Below are 15,589 nucleotides of genomic sequence, written 5' to 3' on the forward strand. Positions count from 1 at the left end.
AAAATCATGTTGTCTTTAAATAAGTGAGGTGTTTTAAATGAATGGTAAACGAGGTTCAACCATTTTCTTAAAGGTAATTATTTTTCTGGTTGGAATTGCAGTGCTTGCTTTATGTATATTTTTAGTACCCCGTATGGCGAATTTTGCAGCAAAATTGTATCCCAATATTGCCCCGATGAAATACCTCCTTTTCATCGTGATGTACGGAGCAGCTGTGCCTTTCTACTTTGCTCTCTATCAGGCTTTCAACCTTTTACGGTACATTGCCGAGAATACAGCGTTCTCGGAATTATCTGTAAAGGCGTTAAAGAACATAAAGTGCTGTGCGATTACAATCAGTGGTTTGTATGTATTAGGGTTGCCACTCTTTCATTTTATAGCGAAGAAAGTTGACCCTCCTATTGGATTAATGGGACTCATCATCATTTTTGCTTCGTTGGTTATCGCCGTTTTTGCTGCTATCCTCCAACGGCTTCTACAAGAAGCGATTAACATAAAATCTGAAAATGATTTGACGGTCTGAGGTGGAGAATATGGCAATTATTATTAATATTAATGTGATGTTAGCAAAACGAAAAATGAGCGTAACGGAGCTTTCGGAGAGGGTTGGAATTACTATGGCGAATCTTTCTATTCTGAAGAATGGGAAAGCAAAAGCGGTTCGTTTTTCAACATTAGAAGCGATATGTAAGAATTTGGATTGTCAGCCAGCTGATATTTTGGAGTACAAAAGCGACGAAGACACTCAATAAAAACAGACAACAAATTTATTTAACGGGAGTCGATAGAGAATTTAAGGGATAGTCATTAAGCTATCCCTTCTTTCCGTTTATTGATGTTATTTACTCTGAGAATTTCATTGATATTAGTGACAAAAAAATATGATGTGATTAGCAATGTTTGCACAGTGGCTTTTCACCTATTTAAACGCTATCTTCCATATAGTAACAGGGGTATCCTTGTAGGCATCAAGGATACCGAGTTTCTCTATTTGGTCTTTACTTACAGCCCAAAAAGGAAGTTCTACTTCTAATTCACCTTTCAGAGGGGAGAGGGAGAGCGAAACCGTTTCTTGGTTTTTCCAATGAGCAACGATGGGTTTGTCCGCAACAAATGGAAATAACTGTGGAAATCCATTTTGGAAAAAGGGATGTATTTTTTTATTATCTCCAGGTTCATTTAAACAAATATACAGGGAAAGATAATCACAAAATTTTAACAGATCCAGGTGGTACATTAAAGTTTCATTCATTTTCTCGTTTCCCACTATTTGCAATTCCTTTAAAAGCTGCTCCTGTCTTTGCTTTTCTTCATTCAAAAATTCCCTGACTTCGGGCTCTGTAGGATCCTGAATAAATGATGAATAGTGTAAACTGCATAACAGTCCAGCATACTTGCTCATTTTTTCAACTTCATTCAATCCCTTTTTATAAAAAGAAATTTTAAGCACGATCGGGTAGTCGATAAAAGAGTATGGCTTTTCCGTTTTATCATTCCATACAGGAGACGTATCCAGGTCAATCCAACCTCTGTCATGTTCTTGGATCGCCAGTTGCACTTCTTGGGTTCGTGTAAGATCAAAAAAATAATCATCTTTACAGTTTCGGGCGATATCCCCTGCAATTTTGGCGTGATCATTCTGAGTAACCATGAAATAGCTATGTTCCCTTTCAACAATAATCATATTTTGTTAATCCTCTCTTTGCAAAACTACATTTTTTTAACTCTCTTGTTTAATATTTACCACTTAAGGGTCAGACCATTACAGTTTTGTAAAAAATGGTTCGTTATGAATATCCCTCCAAAAATATAGATACAAATTAACCTAATGGGAGTAAAGCCCCTTTAGAGGAGCTTTCTAACAATAAGTTTATCAACATATTCTGCTCTAAAAAAGGCACAACTGCTTAAAGGAAGTAGTTGTGCCTCAGTGATTTATTTTGGAAAGAATCTTTCCGGAAGATTATTGTTTACTTGCGAAAGTTCGCAGTGTTGGCTAGCAGATTATCCTAATTCTTCGCGTCGTTTTTGCCTATTTCTCTGTAATTCTCCTTGTTTCCAAATGTATTTTTGAATATATAACTTTAAAACATCATTCATCGTCTTTCCATTTTTTTCTACTGAGTCCCGAAAATCATCTCTTATATGACGTGGAACGTCGATGCTTAATTGAACCGTTTCGATCTTTAATCCCTTCCCCCTGTTTTTCCCCGTATTCCCCTGCAGCATTACTATTACACCCCTTTGTGTTAAAAAATGAATAGTTAAAAAACATTAAAAATTTGTAATATTCTTATGATAAAACTACCAAGTGAAAGCGAATACATAGAAGAGATATTTTTCGTCAAATTTCGACATTCATATGCGAGCCCGTTCCTATATCACAATAAATGTAAGAAATTAATCTATACAAGAATGAATAGGGAGGAAATATAAGTAAATTGTCGAATAAGGAACTGTTAAGGAATTTTGACATTAAAGAGGGGTACACTTTTATGATTCCAAAAATAGATTCCCATTCAATCCCGTTGATAAGAGAAAAAGGCGTGGCATCCATCGTCGATTGGTTCGATCTTCAAAAACAATCGTTCTATATACTTGGTTGGTCCTATCTTAGGAATCACCGGCAAATGGAAGAGCTTTTTTACCGTTCCATTATCAAAGTCCAAAAGGAATTGCCTCGATTTAAAAATGAAACAACATTCGAAACGTGGGTTACATCCATTTTTATACATACCTGCCGTGAGCTTTCTGTTCATAGAAGTTTACAAGTTTCAGAGGAAAGTGAACAACAAAAGGATTTATTTAATGCACTTGATCAATTGAATGAGTCCGAGAGAGAAGCGATATTCCTTACATATGTAAAAGGGATTTCTCAGGAGGAAGTGGCTCACATTCTCCAAATTTCAGTGGAAAAGATGACAGAGCTCTTGTTTTCCGGAATCCAGTCACTTAGAAAAGTAATGGGGGATGGATTAACCTTTCATGGCTGTAGAGAGTATCATAAGTTTTATATTGATTACTTAGAAAGAAACCTAGATCGGCCGAAAAAGATTGATTTAGAAAAACATATTTATCATTGTCACGACTGTCAGGAGGATTTGGGAACCTTTCAGGATGTTATGTTAACCCTGTTAAATCTTTCTGATAGGCTGGAAAATACGCAAGTGCCACCTGGTTTTATGGAGGCCGTCAGAGATAGGGTGGCAGAAAAGGAAAAGCTTAGACTACAGAAGAATAAGAAACGATTAAGAAAAGGACTTTTTATTGCAGGTGTATTCGCATTATTAATAGGAATCGATTTTTTTACGGGAACCTCTTCCAAACTATACTATACTTGGACAGAAGAAGATCCGGAATTACGTGGCTTTCTTCAACAGGACTTGGGTGAAAGGCTGAATCTGGAATCGGAAAGTAATGGAGTGAAAATTAAGATCAAGAGTGCGATTGCTGATGATGTTCAGACGCTTGTTTTTTATGAAATTGAAGATACAGATGAACCCAATCAATATGTAATGAATTATGATGATGGAGTTTCGGTGGAGAACCAATATGAAATCATGAGCCCTGAAGGAAATCCAAGGTACTATCCACCTGACCTTAAATCCGATTTAAATAAAAAGGAAAAGAATTTGTATCAAGGGAAAATTAGTCTGCTGCCACTCAAGAAAGATAACGGGACAATCAAACTAAAGATCACAAAGCTTCAGAAATTGATTCGTGATTCCTCTGACCGGAATCGTATTACGGCTTACGAGAACGTGGAAAATGAAACAGGGGAGTGGAACTTTGAGATTCCTGTAACCAAACAGCCCTCTATCAAATATGCATTGGGTAAAGAAACAGAAGTCGAGGGAATCCCGGTTCGATTTGATAAACTAACCATTGCTCCAACAGCGACGGTTTTGCAATATGGTATTAATATTGAGCAGTCAGAGAAGCGGATAGAAGCTTTAAATTTTGATAATTTAGTAGTGAACAAAAAGAAAATGAAATCTGATTTGTATGGCGGCATCTCGTATTTAGATACAAGTCAAGACATGAATTGGAGTACTTTTCAAACCCACTTTGACCCACTTTTTGGAGAAAAACCAAAAGAGGTCAACGTTCAATTTGAATCTGTTCAATTAGCGTTTGAAGACCATAAAACCATTGAACTGGATGCCTCTAAGGAATATCCTCAAACCTTTGAATATGCGGGCAGCACCATCTCCATCGACAAGGTGGAAGTTGGACAGACTACCAATGTTGTTATCAGCGACCATGAAGTGAAGAATCGAGCATATGAGACGCTTCAATTCCAAATTTTGGGTGAGGATGGAAATGAATCTAATTCTATAGAAATGGATACTGAAGGAGTACTTGTTGATAAAAACGGGACTGAATACGATATGAATGTAAATCCAGTCGCCTATGAAGAAATCGAGCAGCCTCGTTTTTTTATAACCGTTCAAAGAATGAAGTTAGAAGGTATCAATACTGGAGAGAAAGTAATTCCTAAAAAGCTAGAGATTTTTGGATATAATGCCATGAAATATTTGGATGATGTGGTTAAAATTTCGTTGGACTGACATTTTAAGAAGAGAGTTCCTTCAACATGCAGAATTAATCGGGTTAGTTTAAATGATCCCTCAAACTGATGTTTGAGGGAAGTTTTGTGTTTAACGGCCACCCAAAATTAGATTTTTCGGATGCAGCGCAGCTATCAGCGAGGATATTGTTTGTATAAACAAACCAGCAAAACTAACATAACTATGTCTAAACGAGCACCAAAAGCGAATGCAAGAAGGCCGGTGTGCAGCAAGGGAACCTTTGTTAAGAGGAGGGCTGCGATTATAATCCCAATTAAAGGTACAACTGCATTTTTTACAGCTTTATTAACCAATAGTAGAATTCCGCAAATTATTTCTATTAAAATGATAAGCTTTAACATCATCCGGGGATAGGGCAGTCCTAATCCAAGAAAATGATTCGTTAATTCGGTACCCATTAATTTCATAAGTGCTGAGGTAATAAAGACATAAGCAACAGTCAGTCTAATAAGTTTATTTGTAAATAAAATAAAAATCCCCCCTTTGTCTATCTTTATGCAAGCAGAGGGACAGACATTTCAAAAAACTAACATACAATAAAATACCATGTCACTTTTACTTTTGAACCTTTTATGCATCACTATGATGCATAAAAGGTTCATTTTTTTAAAATCCAATCCTTTCCTTGTCATACTTGAAGCGGCTGCCGTACATTCATCTGGGATGTTGACCAGTCATACCATTGCTGGGTATGACAAGGCGGTTATCCCTGCTTATTCGGGGATGGCAGCACAATTGCATCAGTATGGAACAAAGGTATTTGCGCAACTTTTTCACGGTGGAAAGAGTTCGAGTGGACTTTATTAATGTGACTTCAGGGGATTCAAGTACCTATTCAGGTTCTACCCATATAGCACCGGGGTCTCCAATGAAACATTAATGCACTTCATGCCTTTAAAATTCGAATGGCGTGTGCTGTCCCTGTATTTGTTGGAACTCGTGTCGTCGACACTATCGAGGCGGAACAGATCGTAAAAACCGGTAAAGCTGATATGGTCGGAATGACCCGTGCATTAATCGTTGACCCCCAAATGCCTAATAAAGCGATAAGGGGAGAACTTAATAGCATTGATGCTTGCATTGGATGTCTCCAGGCTTAAATCCTGCGTCATGCATTAAAGAAATACCAATCCTCAAGAAAAATCGCAAAAGCTCTTGAAGTGAATCAAACGACTATTATTAGGAAGTTGAAAAAATATAATTTAAATGATCAAATAGGCGAATAAAAAAACTTGAACGAGCTCCACAGTGACGGTTCTTATGGTTTTAAGTGTGGTAATTAAGGAGAGAAATAGGTAAAATAATGCAAGTAAAGAGCCGATACAATGTACCGCCTCCAAGTTCTTTTCAAAAGGAGTTAATATGGAAGAAAACAAAAGCAAATTTATTACGATAGATGACTACATCTTACAATTTCCACTTGAAGTCCAGGAAATTCTAATGACGTTAAGGAATGTGATCAAGGAAACTGCACCAGATGCAACAGAAAAAATCAGTTATCAAATGCCCACTTTTGTTTTACATGGAAATCTTGTCCATTTTGCAGCGTATAAAAACCATATCGGATTCTACCCTACTCCTAGTGGAATCGCGGCATTTCAACAGGATTTATTGGAATACAAAAGTGCCAAAGGCTCTGTTCAGTTTCCCTTAGATAAGCCCATCCCCTATGAATTAATCCGTGAGATTGTAAAATATAGGGTTGCTGAGAATCTAAGGAAAGCAACAGGAAAAGTGAAACAAAAGTAAAGTCATTTATTAAAACAACTTTGAATGTACAAGAATATGGATGAAAACAAATGAAATTTCGGATAGGGCGTTTTTGTGGATTAATATTAATTGAGGAGAACAAATATAGTTTCATTACAGAAGGAAGAGGACTATTTTATAGTAATAGTCCTCTTCCTTCTATTCATTCTTTTTAAAAACCTTAGCGTTGCAATCTGTCAATAACAGTACATTCTCTTGCACCTCTGCGGATTAAGCGCCGTGCTGCTGCTAATGGGATTTCGACAAGAACTGCTTCGTCCGTGGCATTTTCAACATCAAATACTGCAAATGCCTCACCGTCTACAATCAAGATGCAAATAAATTCTACTTCTACACCATCCGATCTTGGAACGCTAGTTGTAATTTCACAACGATGGACTCCTGCATCCAATAAGGTGCGGGCCTCTTGTCGTGATATACGAATAAACACGAATTCCTCGAATGCAACATTCCCTGCTTCCACTTCAATTTCTACTAAAAGAAAAAAGCGATTTCTAATTTGAACAATACAATTTGCTCCAATTGAAATAACGTCTTCTATACTCAAATCATTTCACCTCCATTTATACATTAAATGTAGGAATAAATTGGAAGGTGTGGACAAACTAAAAAAATGAATAATATTTGTCTGCTGTTTAAAATATTTCAGTATATTTATTCAATAAAAATAACTATGAACCTCTTATACGGAAATATGCGGAGGAATATGGGGTTGGTGAGTATGTAGGGCTTATCATGGCTCTCATTCAACAAGAGTCAGGAGGAAGACATTTGGATGTGATGCAATCTTCCGAATCGATTGGACTTCCTCCAGGAACCATTACCGACCCTGAATATTCGATTCAAATCGGAGTGAAATATTTTTCGGAAGTGATGAAGCAAGCCAAAGGCGATATTTACCTAGCTTTACAATCTTACAATTTTGGAAATGGCTTTACCCATTACGCATTAGAGCGTGGAGGCTATTCCAAAGAAGTAGCGATTCAATTTAGTGAAATGATGGCTGACAAAATGGGTTGGTCCCGATATGGTGACGTAAATTATGTCGAACATGTGATGCGATATTATCATGCTGGAAATGACAGTATAGTAGTTGTTGGTGATGGTACTCAATCGTTTGATGTGGAGGAAGTCCATAATATTATGAAAGAGTTCCTTGGCCTACCTTATGTATGGGGGGGAAGGACACCAGCTTCGGGAGGTTTTGATTGTTCAGGTCTCTTGGAATATGCGTTTGCACAGATCGGCATTGATCTATACGGCACTGCTCAATCCCAGTACAATAAAACAACACCAGTTCCAGAAGATCAAGTAAAACCCGGGGATTTAGTGTTTTTCTCTACCTATAAGCCTGGGGCCTCGCACGTTGGCATGTACGTAGGGAATGGTCAATTCATCAATGCAAATGGCGGTAATGGTACTTCTTATTCTTCGGTGGAAGAATGGAAAAAATTATATCCCTTCTTAGGTTTTAGACGGATTTAGAAAGGGGGGTGCAAGATATGGAGCCAACCCAAAAGAAAAATTTTATCTTGCTCATGATGGGATTTGTTGCAGCAGTCTTGGTTATTATGTATGTTTTCAGCTTACGGTCACAGCTGCAGGAAGTCAAAGCGAATCAAAGAAATTACGAAGATCAGATAAAAACCTTATCTTCTGTTCAAAATACAGATGCGTTAGAAGTGAATCTGAAGTTCCTTGAAAAGTTTTTCACCTATCAAACGACTGCTGAACGATATGAGAAAATAAAACCACTCATGACCGATCAAGGCTATAAGGCAACCCACCCTTCAGGAACGGAACTTCCAGATTCGGAGGAATCCGTCAAGTCGTCTATGGTAGGGCTAAAGCCTTTTGAATATCAGTCCTCCAAAACGGAAGCGGAATTTTTTAATGAGTTTAAACTTTCTACTGAATTTAATAGTGTTACGAATACAGAAACGGTGATTGTCAAAACCTCTCTTATCCATGTGGAGGGGAAAGGTTGGAAGGTAGATGATGTTGAGTTTATCGGCCAATTAACAGGTCGGGAATAAATTTAATTGAAAGTCCTTCAAAGAATCTTAGTGTGCTAGATGGTCATGTCGGAATATATGTCGGTGATGGGAAGTTTATTGGATCCCAAACGAATACAGGGGTTGCCTTCGCCGATATGTCAAAAGGATATCGGTAAAAGAAGTTTAATGGGCGAGTGAAACGTTTATAAAAGTGTATCATCATTGCTTTTTTCTTAAAATTAAATATTGAAAGAATGTAGAAGTAATGAATTTAAAAGTTTGAGAATGTTGTAGATACCATTTATAGTTGAAAACTATAAGTTCCGTTATAAAGATTTTCATTCAGTAGACATTGGGTTACTATGTTTAGGTAAAGTAGAAGATTGTTTAAATCATGCGATTAAAGTCGTTTCTGCAATTTTAAAGAAATATAAAATTATAGAGGTGGGAAAATATGAAAAGTACTGGAATGGTACGTAAAGTTGATGAATTGGGGAGAATTGTTATTCCGATTGAGCTTCGAAGATCCTTAGATTTAGAACTGAAAGATCCTGTTGAAATTTTTGTTGATGGAGAACAAATTATTTTAAAGAAATATAGTCCTAATATGGCTTGCATGCTGACTGGTGAAGTTACCAACGAGAATAAAAAATACGGTAACGGGCAGATCGTTTTAAGCCCTAAGGGCGCAGAAATACTGCTGCAAGAGCTTAAGAAGCAAATAGCAGTCCCTTCTTAACTGAGATTGAAAGAGGGTGAAATAATGGCAATCCGTAATGTATATCCAATAAAGTACTACAGCAAGGAAGGTTTCATTGAACGGAAATTGGAGATCAATGAGCAAGACCTACAGGAGATTATAGAGGAATACTTGCATAAGAATACTGATTTTGATTTTGATGAGGTCGAAATCATCAACAATCGCCCAATGAACATCTGGCTCTACGCCAAGTGTAGAACATATATTGACCCCGATAATCCTGACAAAGACGAAGCGCTGTTTGATGCCGAAGTTGAAATTACCGGGGACTATGACGGGAACCCTACATGAAACAACATTATCGCCTTGAGATAGCATTTTAGTATTTCTCCAAGTTTACTTTGCAGTCTACAGCAAGAACCCTGTCACTAAGCCTAAAAGGTCGCTTTAGTTCTAGAAGCAAAATAAAGAAAAATGCATAGAGTTTTTTGCTCTGTGCATTTTATGCTAATTAATGTGTTAATTCCATTGATAATAATACTGTAATTCTAGTAAGTTGAATTTTGTACTTCAAGACTGACCTAGTTAATTTGTTTCGGTTTTTGAATAACCAAGAGTTATCTCCCTTTCAGTCTCATTCTGTAGTTACCTTTGATTAATTTATGTAGTTCATCCTTTGGATTTGCTGCAATAACACTTCTTACATAATCAAAGTCTAAATCTGATCCATTATGTTTAAATCCTTTTTTATTGCCACGAAGAACCACTTCTCGGATGCTGCTCGTATATGCATATTCTTTTATTATCCATCTTTCCAAAGTCTCTGCCTCATAGGATTCGACAACTTGAACAAAGTGTTGCAAACGTCTAATTTCTTCTTTAGCACTTGGAACCGTTAATATCTTCACACAACCACTCCTCCCTGATAAAGAACCAATTCGTCAGTAAGTGGGAAAATACCTTTCGATAAATTTGTGAATAGATTTGGCTGCTGTGGCAAATTTTTCTTATTAAGTTAACAAACGCAAGTATTAAAGTAGTAATCGCTGCGGTTGTCTTTTTTTGTTGTGCTAACAGGGAGTTATATATAGTATCCGATCCAAAACATTGATATGGTGCACCCTTTATCTGTGATATTTCCCATTTTGCACCTCATAACGGCACCCATTAGGAATGGGTACTCTTTTTTAAATGCTTTCCTAAGGTTCTAGAAACTCATTAAAAATTACCGTGAAACAGAAAACATTCTTTTAGTTAACAATAGTTAACATGGTTAACCTCATGATATACTTGTATTGAGGGGTTAACTTTATTAGGAGAGTGGAAGGAATGTCGGATAAAACATTTGGAGTTAAAGTTAGTGAAGAATTACATGAAAAAGTAAAAAATATGATTGATGTTTCAGGCGGTAATGCTAAAGCATGGTTTGAAAAGGCCATAGCAGTAGTAGCAGTCCAAGACTTAAAAGAGGGTGTTGGAGATTACAAGCAAGATCTATCAGAATTAGAAGTGCACACTACCCGGATTTATGAATTAATCGCTAATATGATTCAGCGAGCTGAATATATGAAAATGGATGCAGTGAAGGAATCAGAAGATAAATTGGAAAGTAGAGAATTAACCATTACAGAGCTTCAGGGTAATGTGAAAAAGCTGACAGAGGAATTAAAACGGTTAGAGGAAGAGTCCAAACAAACAGAAAGTGATAAAAAGGAATTATCCGAACAGCTGGAAAGCTTTCGTTCAGCAAATGATAACAACCAAGCTTTGATTCAAGAATACAAAGAAAAGATTGATACCTTATCGTCACTGGTAAATGAATACAAAGGATATGCTACTGAGAATGCAGAGATTAAAGCGAACCACTTAGCAGAAAAAGAACAAATGAAAGTTGCGTTTGGAGAAAAAGAAAGTCGTATGATTTCGTCTATTGAGGTATTAAAATCTACATCTCGCGATCAAGCAGCTGTCATTGAACAAACGCAAGACAAATTAGAAAGAGCAATCGAAGAACATAACAAAGAAATGGAAAATGTAAAGGTTAACTTTAATAACCAGTTAACCCAGTTAACCGACAAAAAAGAGTTGGAAAAAGAGCGTGTTTTAATCGATGTGGAACGGAATTATCAAGCTAAATTACAAGAAATACATGAATCCTATAACGAAAAACTTGCTCGCTTGTATGAAAAATTTGAAATGAAAGAAAGCGAAGGCAAACCTAAAAGGCAAAATAACCAAAAAGAGCAGTAAGGGTGGAGAATTTCTTCATCCCTTTTTATTCTCCTTAAAGATGCGTTAGGTGATTTTCTACAACAGCGTCTACCAGAAGGTTATGCAACAGACACCCCTTTGGATTGGTACACTAAAGGGGTTTTTTAAAAGAATATATGAAGTTGAAAGTGGATTAAGAAATTGTTGATTGACAATAGAGTTTTTCCGTTAAAGGGCCATTTAATTTTATAAGGTATGTAAAATAAATTGGCGGAAATATGTCGAGAAAGATAATTCTGTTATCAAATAGGTAGCTTGGTTTTCAAGCTCCTTCCTTTTAATATTTTTTATTATTTAACAATAGACCAATCAAATACTTTTCTGGAACGCTCTATCAGCAGTTGGTATCCATAAATGATAAAAGCAAATCCAAAGTAAAAGATAAAAAGATGGATACGCTTAAAATTAACCAATTTATAGACGTTATATTTTTGGAAAAAGTGAGTAAGTGGGTACGAGAGAAGTAAATTAAAGAATGCATTGAAAAGAACGTACCATTTAAATTTGCCAAACGTTAAATAGAAGATCCACATGGTGCCAGCAAAAAATGGACCGTAAGTAAAACTTAAATCCATAAAAATAAGTTCTGGGATGCCTCCTTTAACCTTCCACCACCTATACCTATAGGATAAAAAGCATCCGATAATAACAAGTAAGGAACAAAAGATGGAAACAGGCAAATATTTACGAAATGCACTTTTGGGTAAGAAGATAATCGAAATCCATGAAATAATTATTAGTCCTATTCGGATCAGATTAGGAACCATTCCTTTCCCCCCTTTTTAGATATTATTTATCAGTTATGGGGTCCTACCAACGAAACGCGAAAAACATACGCTAAGCCAAAAATAAGTCGACTTTTTCTATGCTAAGGAATTAATAGTCTTTCATAATGGCTAAATAATCCTAGGTTCTAAGCGATGATATACTCTTCTTTTCAAAAACTCAACCTTATTTAACGCCCTGAATCCTGGGGTCTTTTTTTATGTAAAGGAATTGTTTTAATGATGCCTTCTGTATTTGAGAGAGGGTGTATCTACTTTGTTGCTTAATATGATTTTAAAAGTGCTCCCCCTTATTAATAATATTGAAAAAGATAAAAAATAGAGATACCTTTTATCTTTTTTCGTTTAGAATGTTAAGCCTTACAAATATGGTCAATTTCCCCAACATCATTTGATTCAATATCTGAAACTTTTCCCCAGTTAATTATGAGTAATTGTTAGAGTAATTACACAAATTTATAATGGTTTAATAGATAGCGCCTTCTTAAGAGGAAAAAATGATTAGTATGATGCAGAAATGCAGCGATTTGGCGGAGCCATATTTATTTCAGTAATGATTATCCCCGTAATGGGATTGTTACTAGGACTAAGTAATACTTAAATTAGCGATAGTTGGAAATGTTGCGACTAAAGGTCCATTGGAGGGAAGAAAAATGATACGATTTGGAGTAATCGGGACGAATCTAATAACGGACATATTTATTCAAGATGCAAGTGCTCTAAAGGAATTTTCTTTAACTGCTGTTTATTCTCGGACAGAGAAAAAGGCAATAGAATTTGCTAGGAAATATAATATACAGAATATTTTTGTGGATTTGGAAAGTATGGCAAAAAGCGATGTAATTGATGCAGTCTATATAGCGAGTCCAAATGCCCTTCATGCAGAGCAAGCTATAATTTTTATGAAGTATGGCAAACATGTACTTTGTGAAAAACCCATTGCTTCCAATACAACAGAATTACAAACGATGATTCAAGTTGCTCAAAGTAATAAAGTTGTTTTAATGGAAGCATTAAAATCAACGTTACTTCCTAATTTTCAAAGTGTTTACAGAAATTTACATAAAATAGGAAAAATACGTCGATATTTTGCAAGTTATTGTCAATACTCTTCTCGTTATGATGCTTACAAGCAAGGAACAATATTAAATGCATTCAATCCTTTATTTTCAAATGGTTCTATAATGGATATTGGTATTTATTGTATTTATCCAATGGTTGTATTATTTGGCGTACCATCTAGTGTCCAAGCCAATGCGTTGATGCTTGACTCGGGTATAGACGGAGAAGGAAGTCTATTGCTGAAGTATAAAGATATGGATGCAGTAATTATGTATTCAAAAATAACGGATTCGAATATTCCTTCTGAAATTCAAGGCGAAAATGGAAACATTATTATAGATAATATCAATCAACCACAAAAAGTAGAAATTCGTTATCGAGATGGACGAGTAGAAGATATTACCTACCCACAATCTAACAACACAATGTATTATGAAACCAAAGAATTTATTAATTTAATTAAGGCTGGTCAGATAGAATCAAGTATCAATTCGCACAATCATTCCATGATAACTATGAGAATCATAGAAGAAGCGCGGAAACAGATGGGTCTTGAATTTCCGGCGGATAGGATAAATAAATAGTACGAGTAATCCCTTCAGTTTAAACTAAAGGGATTTTTTTATTAATAATCAAGGGCTAATCCTAAAAGTTATTTTCAATTTTCTTAGTCTCATTTGTTTCATTGTCTGGTACTTTTCCCAAGTTATTGTTAAGTGATTGTTAGAATCATCATGCAACTCTATAATTGCTCTAGAGATAGCGCTTTCTTATAAAAACTAAAAAGGAGTAATTCATTATGATGCAGAAATTGCAGCGATTTGGTGGAGCCATGTTTATTCCAGTAATGATTATGCCAGCTATGGGATTGTTACTAGGACTCAGTAACACTTTATTAAATGAGCAAATGGTTGGAAGTATTGCTGCTAAAGGTACCATTTGGTATGCATTTTGGAAATTAATTTTTGATGGGAGTTACGTTGTATTTCAAAATATTCCCCTTTTATTTGTTATCGGTTTACCTATTGGTTTAGCAAAGAAATCAAAGAGCAGGGCTGCACTGGAAGCTTTCGTTATTTATATGTTTTTTAATGTATTTATCAACTCATTATTATCTACATCTGGTTCAACTTTTGGTGTGGATTTCTCTAAGGATGTAGGCGGATATAGCGGATTAGCAAGTATAGCAGGTATTAAAACGCTTGATACGAGTATGGTTGGTGCATTAATTATTGCAGGAATTACTATCTGGCTTCATGAACGCTTTTATGATAAAAAATTGCCAGACCTTTTAGCAATTTTCCAAGGAAGTGCCTTGGTCACGATAGTAGGATTCTTAGTTATGATACCAGTAGCACTTTTAACTTGTCTTGTCTGGCCACATATTCAAGAATGGATTTTTTCACTTCAAGGGCTATTAAAAACATCTGGAGCTATAGGTGTAGGGCTTTACAGTTTTCTAGAAAGAATTCTGATTCCAACTGGTTTACACCATTTTATCTGGCAGCCCTTTGCTTATGGACCGGCTGCAGTAAATGGGGGACTTCTAGCTTATTGGTTTTCTCATGTAGCAGAGTTTGCAAATTCGACTAAATCAATGACAGAGTTGTTTCCTCAGGGTGGTTTTACCTTGTTTGGGAATTCCAAAGTATTTGGATGCTTGGGCATAGCAATTGCACTTATCATTACAAGTAGACCAGAGAAAAGAAAACAAACAATTGGATTAATTTTACCTGTTGCATTTACTGCAGTAATTACAGGAATAACAGAACCAATAGAGTTTACATTCTTGTTTATTGCTCCTTATTTATTTTTAATTCATGCTATTTTGGCTGGTTTAATGACTGCAATTATGTATGCCTTTGGTGTTTCAGGTAACTTTATATACGGCTTACTTGATTTCTCAATCACTTGGGCAAGTACATGGCAAAATCACTGGGCCACTTGGCTGCTTCAAATAGGTATTGGTTTAGGATTTACCGTTATCTATGTTGTTTTATTTAGATATCTAATTATTAAGTTTAATATTTTGACGCCAGGCAGGGAGTCTGATGATGTAGAAAGCAAGTTATTTACGAAAGCAGATTACAAAGAGAAGAAATTAGGAAATACAGGTGGAAGCAGTTCTTTTGAACAATTAGCTGAATACTTTTTAGCAGATTTAGGTGGCGCTGCAAATATTCAAGATATTACAAACTGTGCAACGAGATTACGTGTTACAGTAAAAGATCCTGAAAAACTAGAAAGTGAACAAGTTTTTAGAAAACATGGAGCACATGGCTTAGTTCGGAATAAACAAGCGATCCAAGTAATAGTTGGACTCTCAGTTGGTCAAGTTCGAGATAAAATAGAAGAAAAGATTAAAAGTGTTCGATAGTAAAATAGGATGTAAGAAGGTTAAAGAAATCTCCC

20 protein-coding genes and 1 pseudogene are annotated in these 15,589 nt (G+C 35.9%); 15 read left to right on the forward strand and 6 right to left on the reverse strand.

From position 1 onward, the window contains the following. The first annotated feature begins 37 nt into the window (after positions 1-37). Together RCG22_RS01765 and RCG22_RS01770 are read left to right on the forward strand one after the other, a co-directional pair. Positions 38-523 carry a DUF2975 domain-containing protein gene (locus tag RCG22_RS01765; RefSeq protein WP_308105463.1) on the forward strand — a complete coding sequence of 162 codons (486 nt, stop codon included), beginning with the start codon at positions 38-40 and terminating at the stop codon, positions 521-523. 10 nt (positions 524-533) lie between these two features. Next, positions 534-752 carry a helix-turn-helix domain-containing protein gene (locus RCG22_RS01770; RefSeq protein WP_308105464.1) on the forward strand — a complete coding sequence of 73 codons (219 nt, stop codon included), beginning with the start codon at positions 534-536 and terminating at the stop codon, positions 750-752. Between the two features lie 167 nt (positions 753-919). On the opposite strand, the gene RCG22_RS01775 is transcribed toward RCG22_RS01770, so the two are convergent. Together RCG22_RS01775 and RCG22_RS01780 are read right to left on the reverse strand one after the other, a co-directional pair. Then, positions 920-1,684 (reverse strand): DUF3891 family protein, encoded by a 765-nt coding sequence (locus RCG22_RS01775; protein WP_308105465.1) that lies wholly within the window; start codon positions 1,682-1,684, stop codon positions 920-922. A gap of 320 nt (positions 1,685-2,004) precedes the next feature. Next, positions 2,005-2,229, reverse strand: a complete 225-nt coding sequence (locus tag RCG22_RS01780) for a hypothetical protein (protein ID WP_066255405.1) — start codon at positions 2,227-2,229, stop codon at positions 2,005-2,007. A gap of 266 nt (positions 2,230-2,495) precedes the next feature. On the opposite strand from RCG22_RS01780, the gene RCG22_RS01785 reads away from it, so the two are divergent. After that, a complete protein-coding gene (locus RCG22_RS01785; RefSeq protein ID WP_308105466.1) occupies positions 2,496-4,571 on the forward strand; it encodes a sigma-70 family RNA polymerase sigma factor in 2,076 nt (691 codons plus the stop codon). Between the two features lie 134 nt (positions 4,572-4,705). Here RCG22_RS01785 and RCG22_RS01790 read toward each other — a convergent pair whose 3' ends face one another. Next, a complete protein-coding gene (locus RCG22_RS01790) occupies positions 4,706-5,089 on the reverse strand; it encodes a DoxX family membrane protein (protein WP_308107063.1) in 384 nt (127 codons plus the stop codon). 166 nt (positions 5,090-5,255) lie between these two features. Here RCG22_RS01790 and RCG22_RS01795 point away from each other — a divergent pair, with 166 nt between their 5' ends. The 4 genes from RCG22_RS01795 (at position 5,256) to RCG22_RS01805 (ending at position 6,341) form a co-directional block, all read left to right on the forward strand. After that, on the forward strand, positions 5,256-5,399 hold the full coding sequence (locus RCG22_RS01795; protein WP_308105467.1) for a hypothetical protein: 144 nt from the start codon (positions 5,256-5,258) through the stop codon (positions 5,397-5,399). A gap of 98 nt (positions 5,400-5,497) precedes the next feature. Continuing rightward, positions 5,498-5,692: a hypothetical protein gene (locus RCG22_RS01800; protein WP_308105468.1), complete on the forward strand. Its 195-nt coding sequence runs from the start codon at positions 5,498-5,500 to the stop codon at positions 5,690-5,692. A 3-nt stretch (positions 5,693-5,695) separates the two neighbouring features. Then, positions 5,696-5,818 (forward strand): TyrR/PhhR family helix-turn-helix DNA-binding protein, encoded by a 123-nt coding sequence (locus RCG22_RS25385; RefSeq protein WP_374049458.1) that lies wholly within the window; start codon positions 5,696-5,698, stop codon positions 5,816-5,818. A gap of 136 nt (positions 5,819-5,954) precedes the next feature. Next, complete coding sequence (locus RCG22_RS01805) at positions 5,955-6,341, forward strand: iron chaperone (protein ID WP_308105469.1); 387 nt, start codon at positions 5,955-5,957, stop codon at positions 6,339-6,341. A 181-nt stretch (positions 6,342-6,522) separates the two neighbouring features. Here the strand turns inward: RCG22_RS01805 and RCG22_RS01810 are convergent, their stop codons facing one another. Next, complete coding sequence (locus RCG22_RS01810) at positions 6,523-6,909, reverse strand: hypothetical protein (RefSeq protein ID WP_308105470.1); 387 nt, start codon at positions 6,907-6,909, stop codon at positions 6,523-6,525. Between the two features lie 95 nt (positions 6,910-7,004). Here RCG22_RS01810 and RCG22_RS01815 point away from each other — a divergent pair, with 95 nt between their 5' ends. From RCG22_RS01815 to RCG22_RS01835, 5 genes and pseudogenes are all read left to right on the forward strand, one after another. Beyond that, the gene (locus tag RCG22_RS01815) at positions 7,005-7,847 is read left to right on the forward strand and encodes a bifunctional lytic transglycosylase/C40 family peptidase (RefSeq protein WP_308107064.1); all 843 of its coding nucleotides are present in this window, start codon (positions 7,005-7,007) and stop codon (positions 7,845-7,847) included. Positions 7,848-7,864: 17 nt separating this feature from the next. Beyond that, positions 7,865-8,398 (forward strand): hypothetical protein, encoded by a 534-nt coding sequence (locus RCG22_RS01820; RefSeq protein ID WP_308105471.1) that lies wholly within the window; start codon positions 7,865-7,867, stop codon positions 8,396-8,398. Between the two features lie 38 nt (positions 8,399-8,436). Beyond that, positions 8,437-8,535: pseudogene (locus RCG22_RS01825) on the forward strand (NlpC/P60 family protein); the annotation flags it as partial. Between the two features lie 278 nt (positions 8,536-8,813). Beyond that, positions 8,814-9,098: an AbrB/MazE/SpoVT family DNA-binding domain-containing protein gene (locus tag RCG22_RS01830; RefSeq protein WP_308105472.1), complete on the forward strand. Its 285-nt coding sequence runs from the start codon at positions 8,814-8,816 to the stop codon at positions 9,096-9,098. Positions 9,099-9,122: 24 nt separating this feature from the next. Then, positions 9,123-9,410 carry a hypothetical protein gene (locus RCG22_RS01835; protein WP_308105473.1) on the forward strand — a complete coding sequence of 96 codons (288 nt, stop codon included), beginning with the start codon at positions 9,123-9,125 and terminating at the stop codon, positions 9,408-9,410. Between the two features lie 266 nt (positions 9,411-9,676). Here RCG22_RS01835 and RCG22_RS01840 read toward each other — a convergent pair whose 3' ends face one another. Next, on the reverse strand, positions 9,677-9,967 hold the full coding sequence (locus tag RCG22_RS01840; protein WP_308105474.1) for a hypothetical protein: 291 nt from the start codon (positions 9,965-9,967) through the stop codon (positions 9,677-9,679). 421 nt (positions 9,968-10,388) lie between these two features. Here RCG22_RS01840 and RCG22_RS01845 point away from each other — a divergent pair, with 421 nt between their 5' ends. Continuing rightward, a complete protein-coding gene (locus RCG22_RS01845) occupies positions 10,389-11,309 on the forward strand; it encodes a coiled-coil domain-containing protein (RefSeq protein ID WP_308105475.1) in 921 nt (306 codons plus the stop codon). A gap of 311 nt (positions 11,310-11,620) precedes the next feature. Here RCG22_RS01845 and RCG22_RS01850 read toward each other — a convergent pair whose 3' ends face one another. Next, entirely contained in the window at positions 11,621-12,097 is a 477-nt protein-coding gene (locus RCG22_RS01850) for a hypothetical protein (protein ID WP_308105476.1), read from the reverse strand. A 671-nt stretch (positions 12,098-12,768) separates the two neighbouring features. Between RCG22_RS01850 and RCG22_RS01855 the strand changes: the two genes are divergently transcribed. Both RCG22_RS01855 and RCG22_RS01860 read left to right on the forward strand, forming a co-directional pair. Continuing rightward, a complete protein-coding gene (locus RCG22_RS01855; protein WP_308105477.1) occupies positions 12,769-13,761 on the forward strand; it encodes a Gfo/Idh/MocA family protein in 993 nt (330 codons plus the stop codon). 215 nt (positions 13,762-13,976) lie between these two features. Then, positions 13,977-15,554 carry an alpha-glucoside-specific PTS transporter subunit IIBC gene (locus tag RCG22_RS01860; protein ID WP_308105478.1) on the forward strand — a complete coding sequence of 526 codons (1,578 nt, stop codon included), beginning with the start codon at positions 13,977-13,979 and terminating at the stop codon, positions 15,552-15,554. Positions 15,555-15,589: the final 35 nt, after the last annotated feature.

Origin of the sequence: Neobacillus nitrireducens, from assembly GCF_030915405.1 — a bacterium.
Lineage (GTDB): Bacteria > Bacillota > Bacilli > Bacillales > Cytobacillaceae > Neobacillus.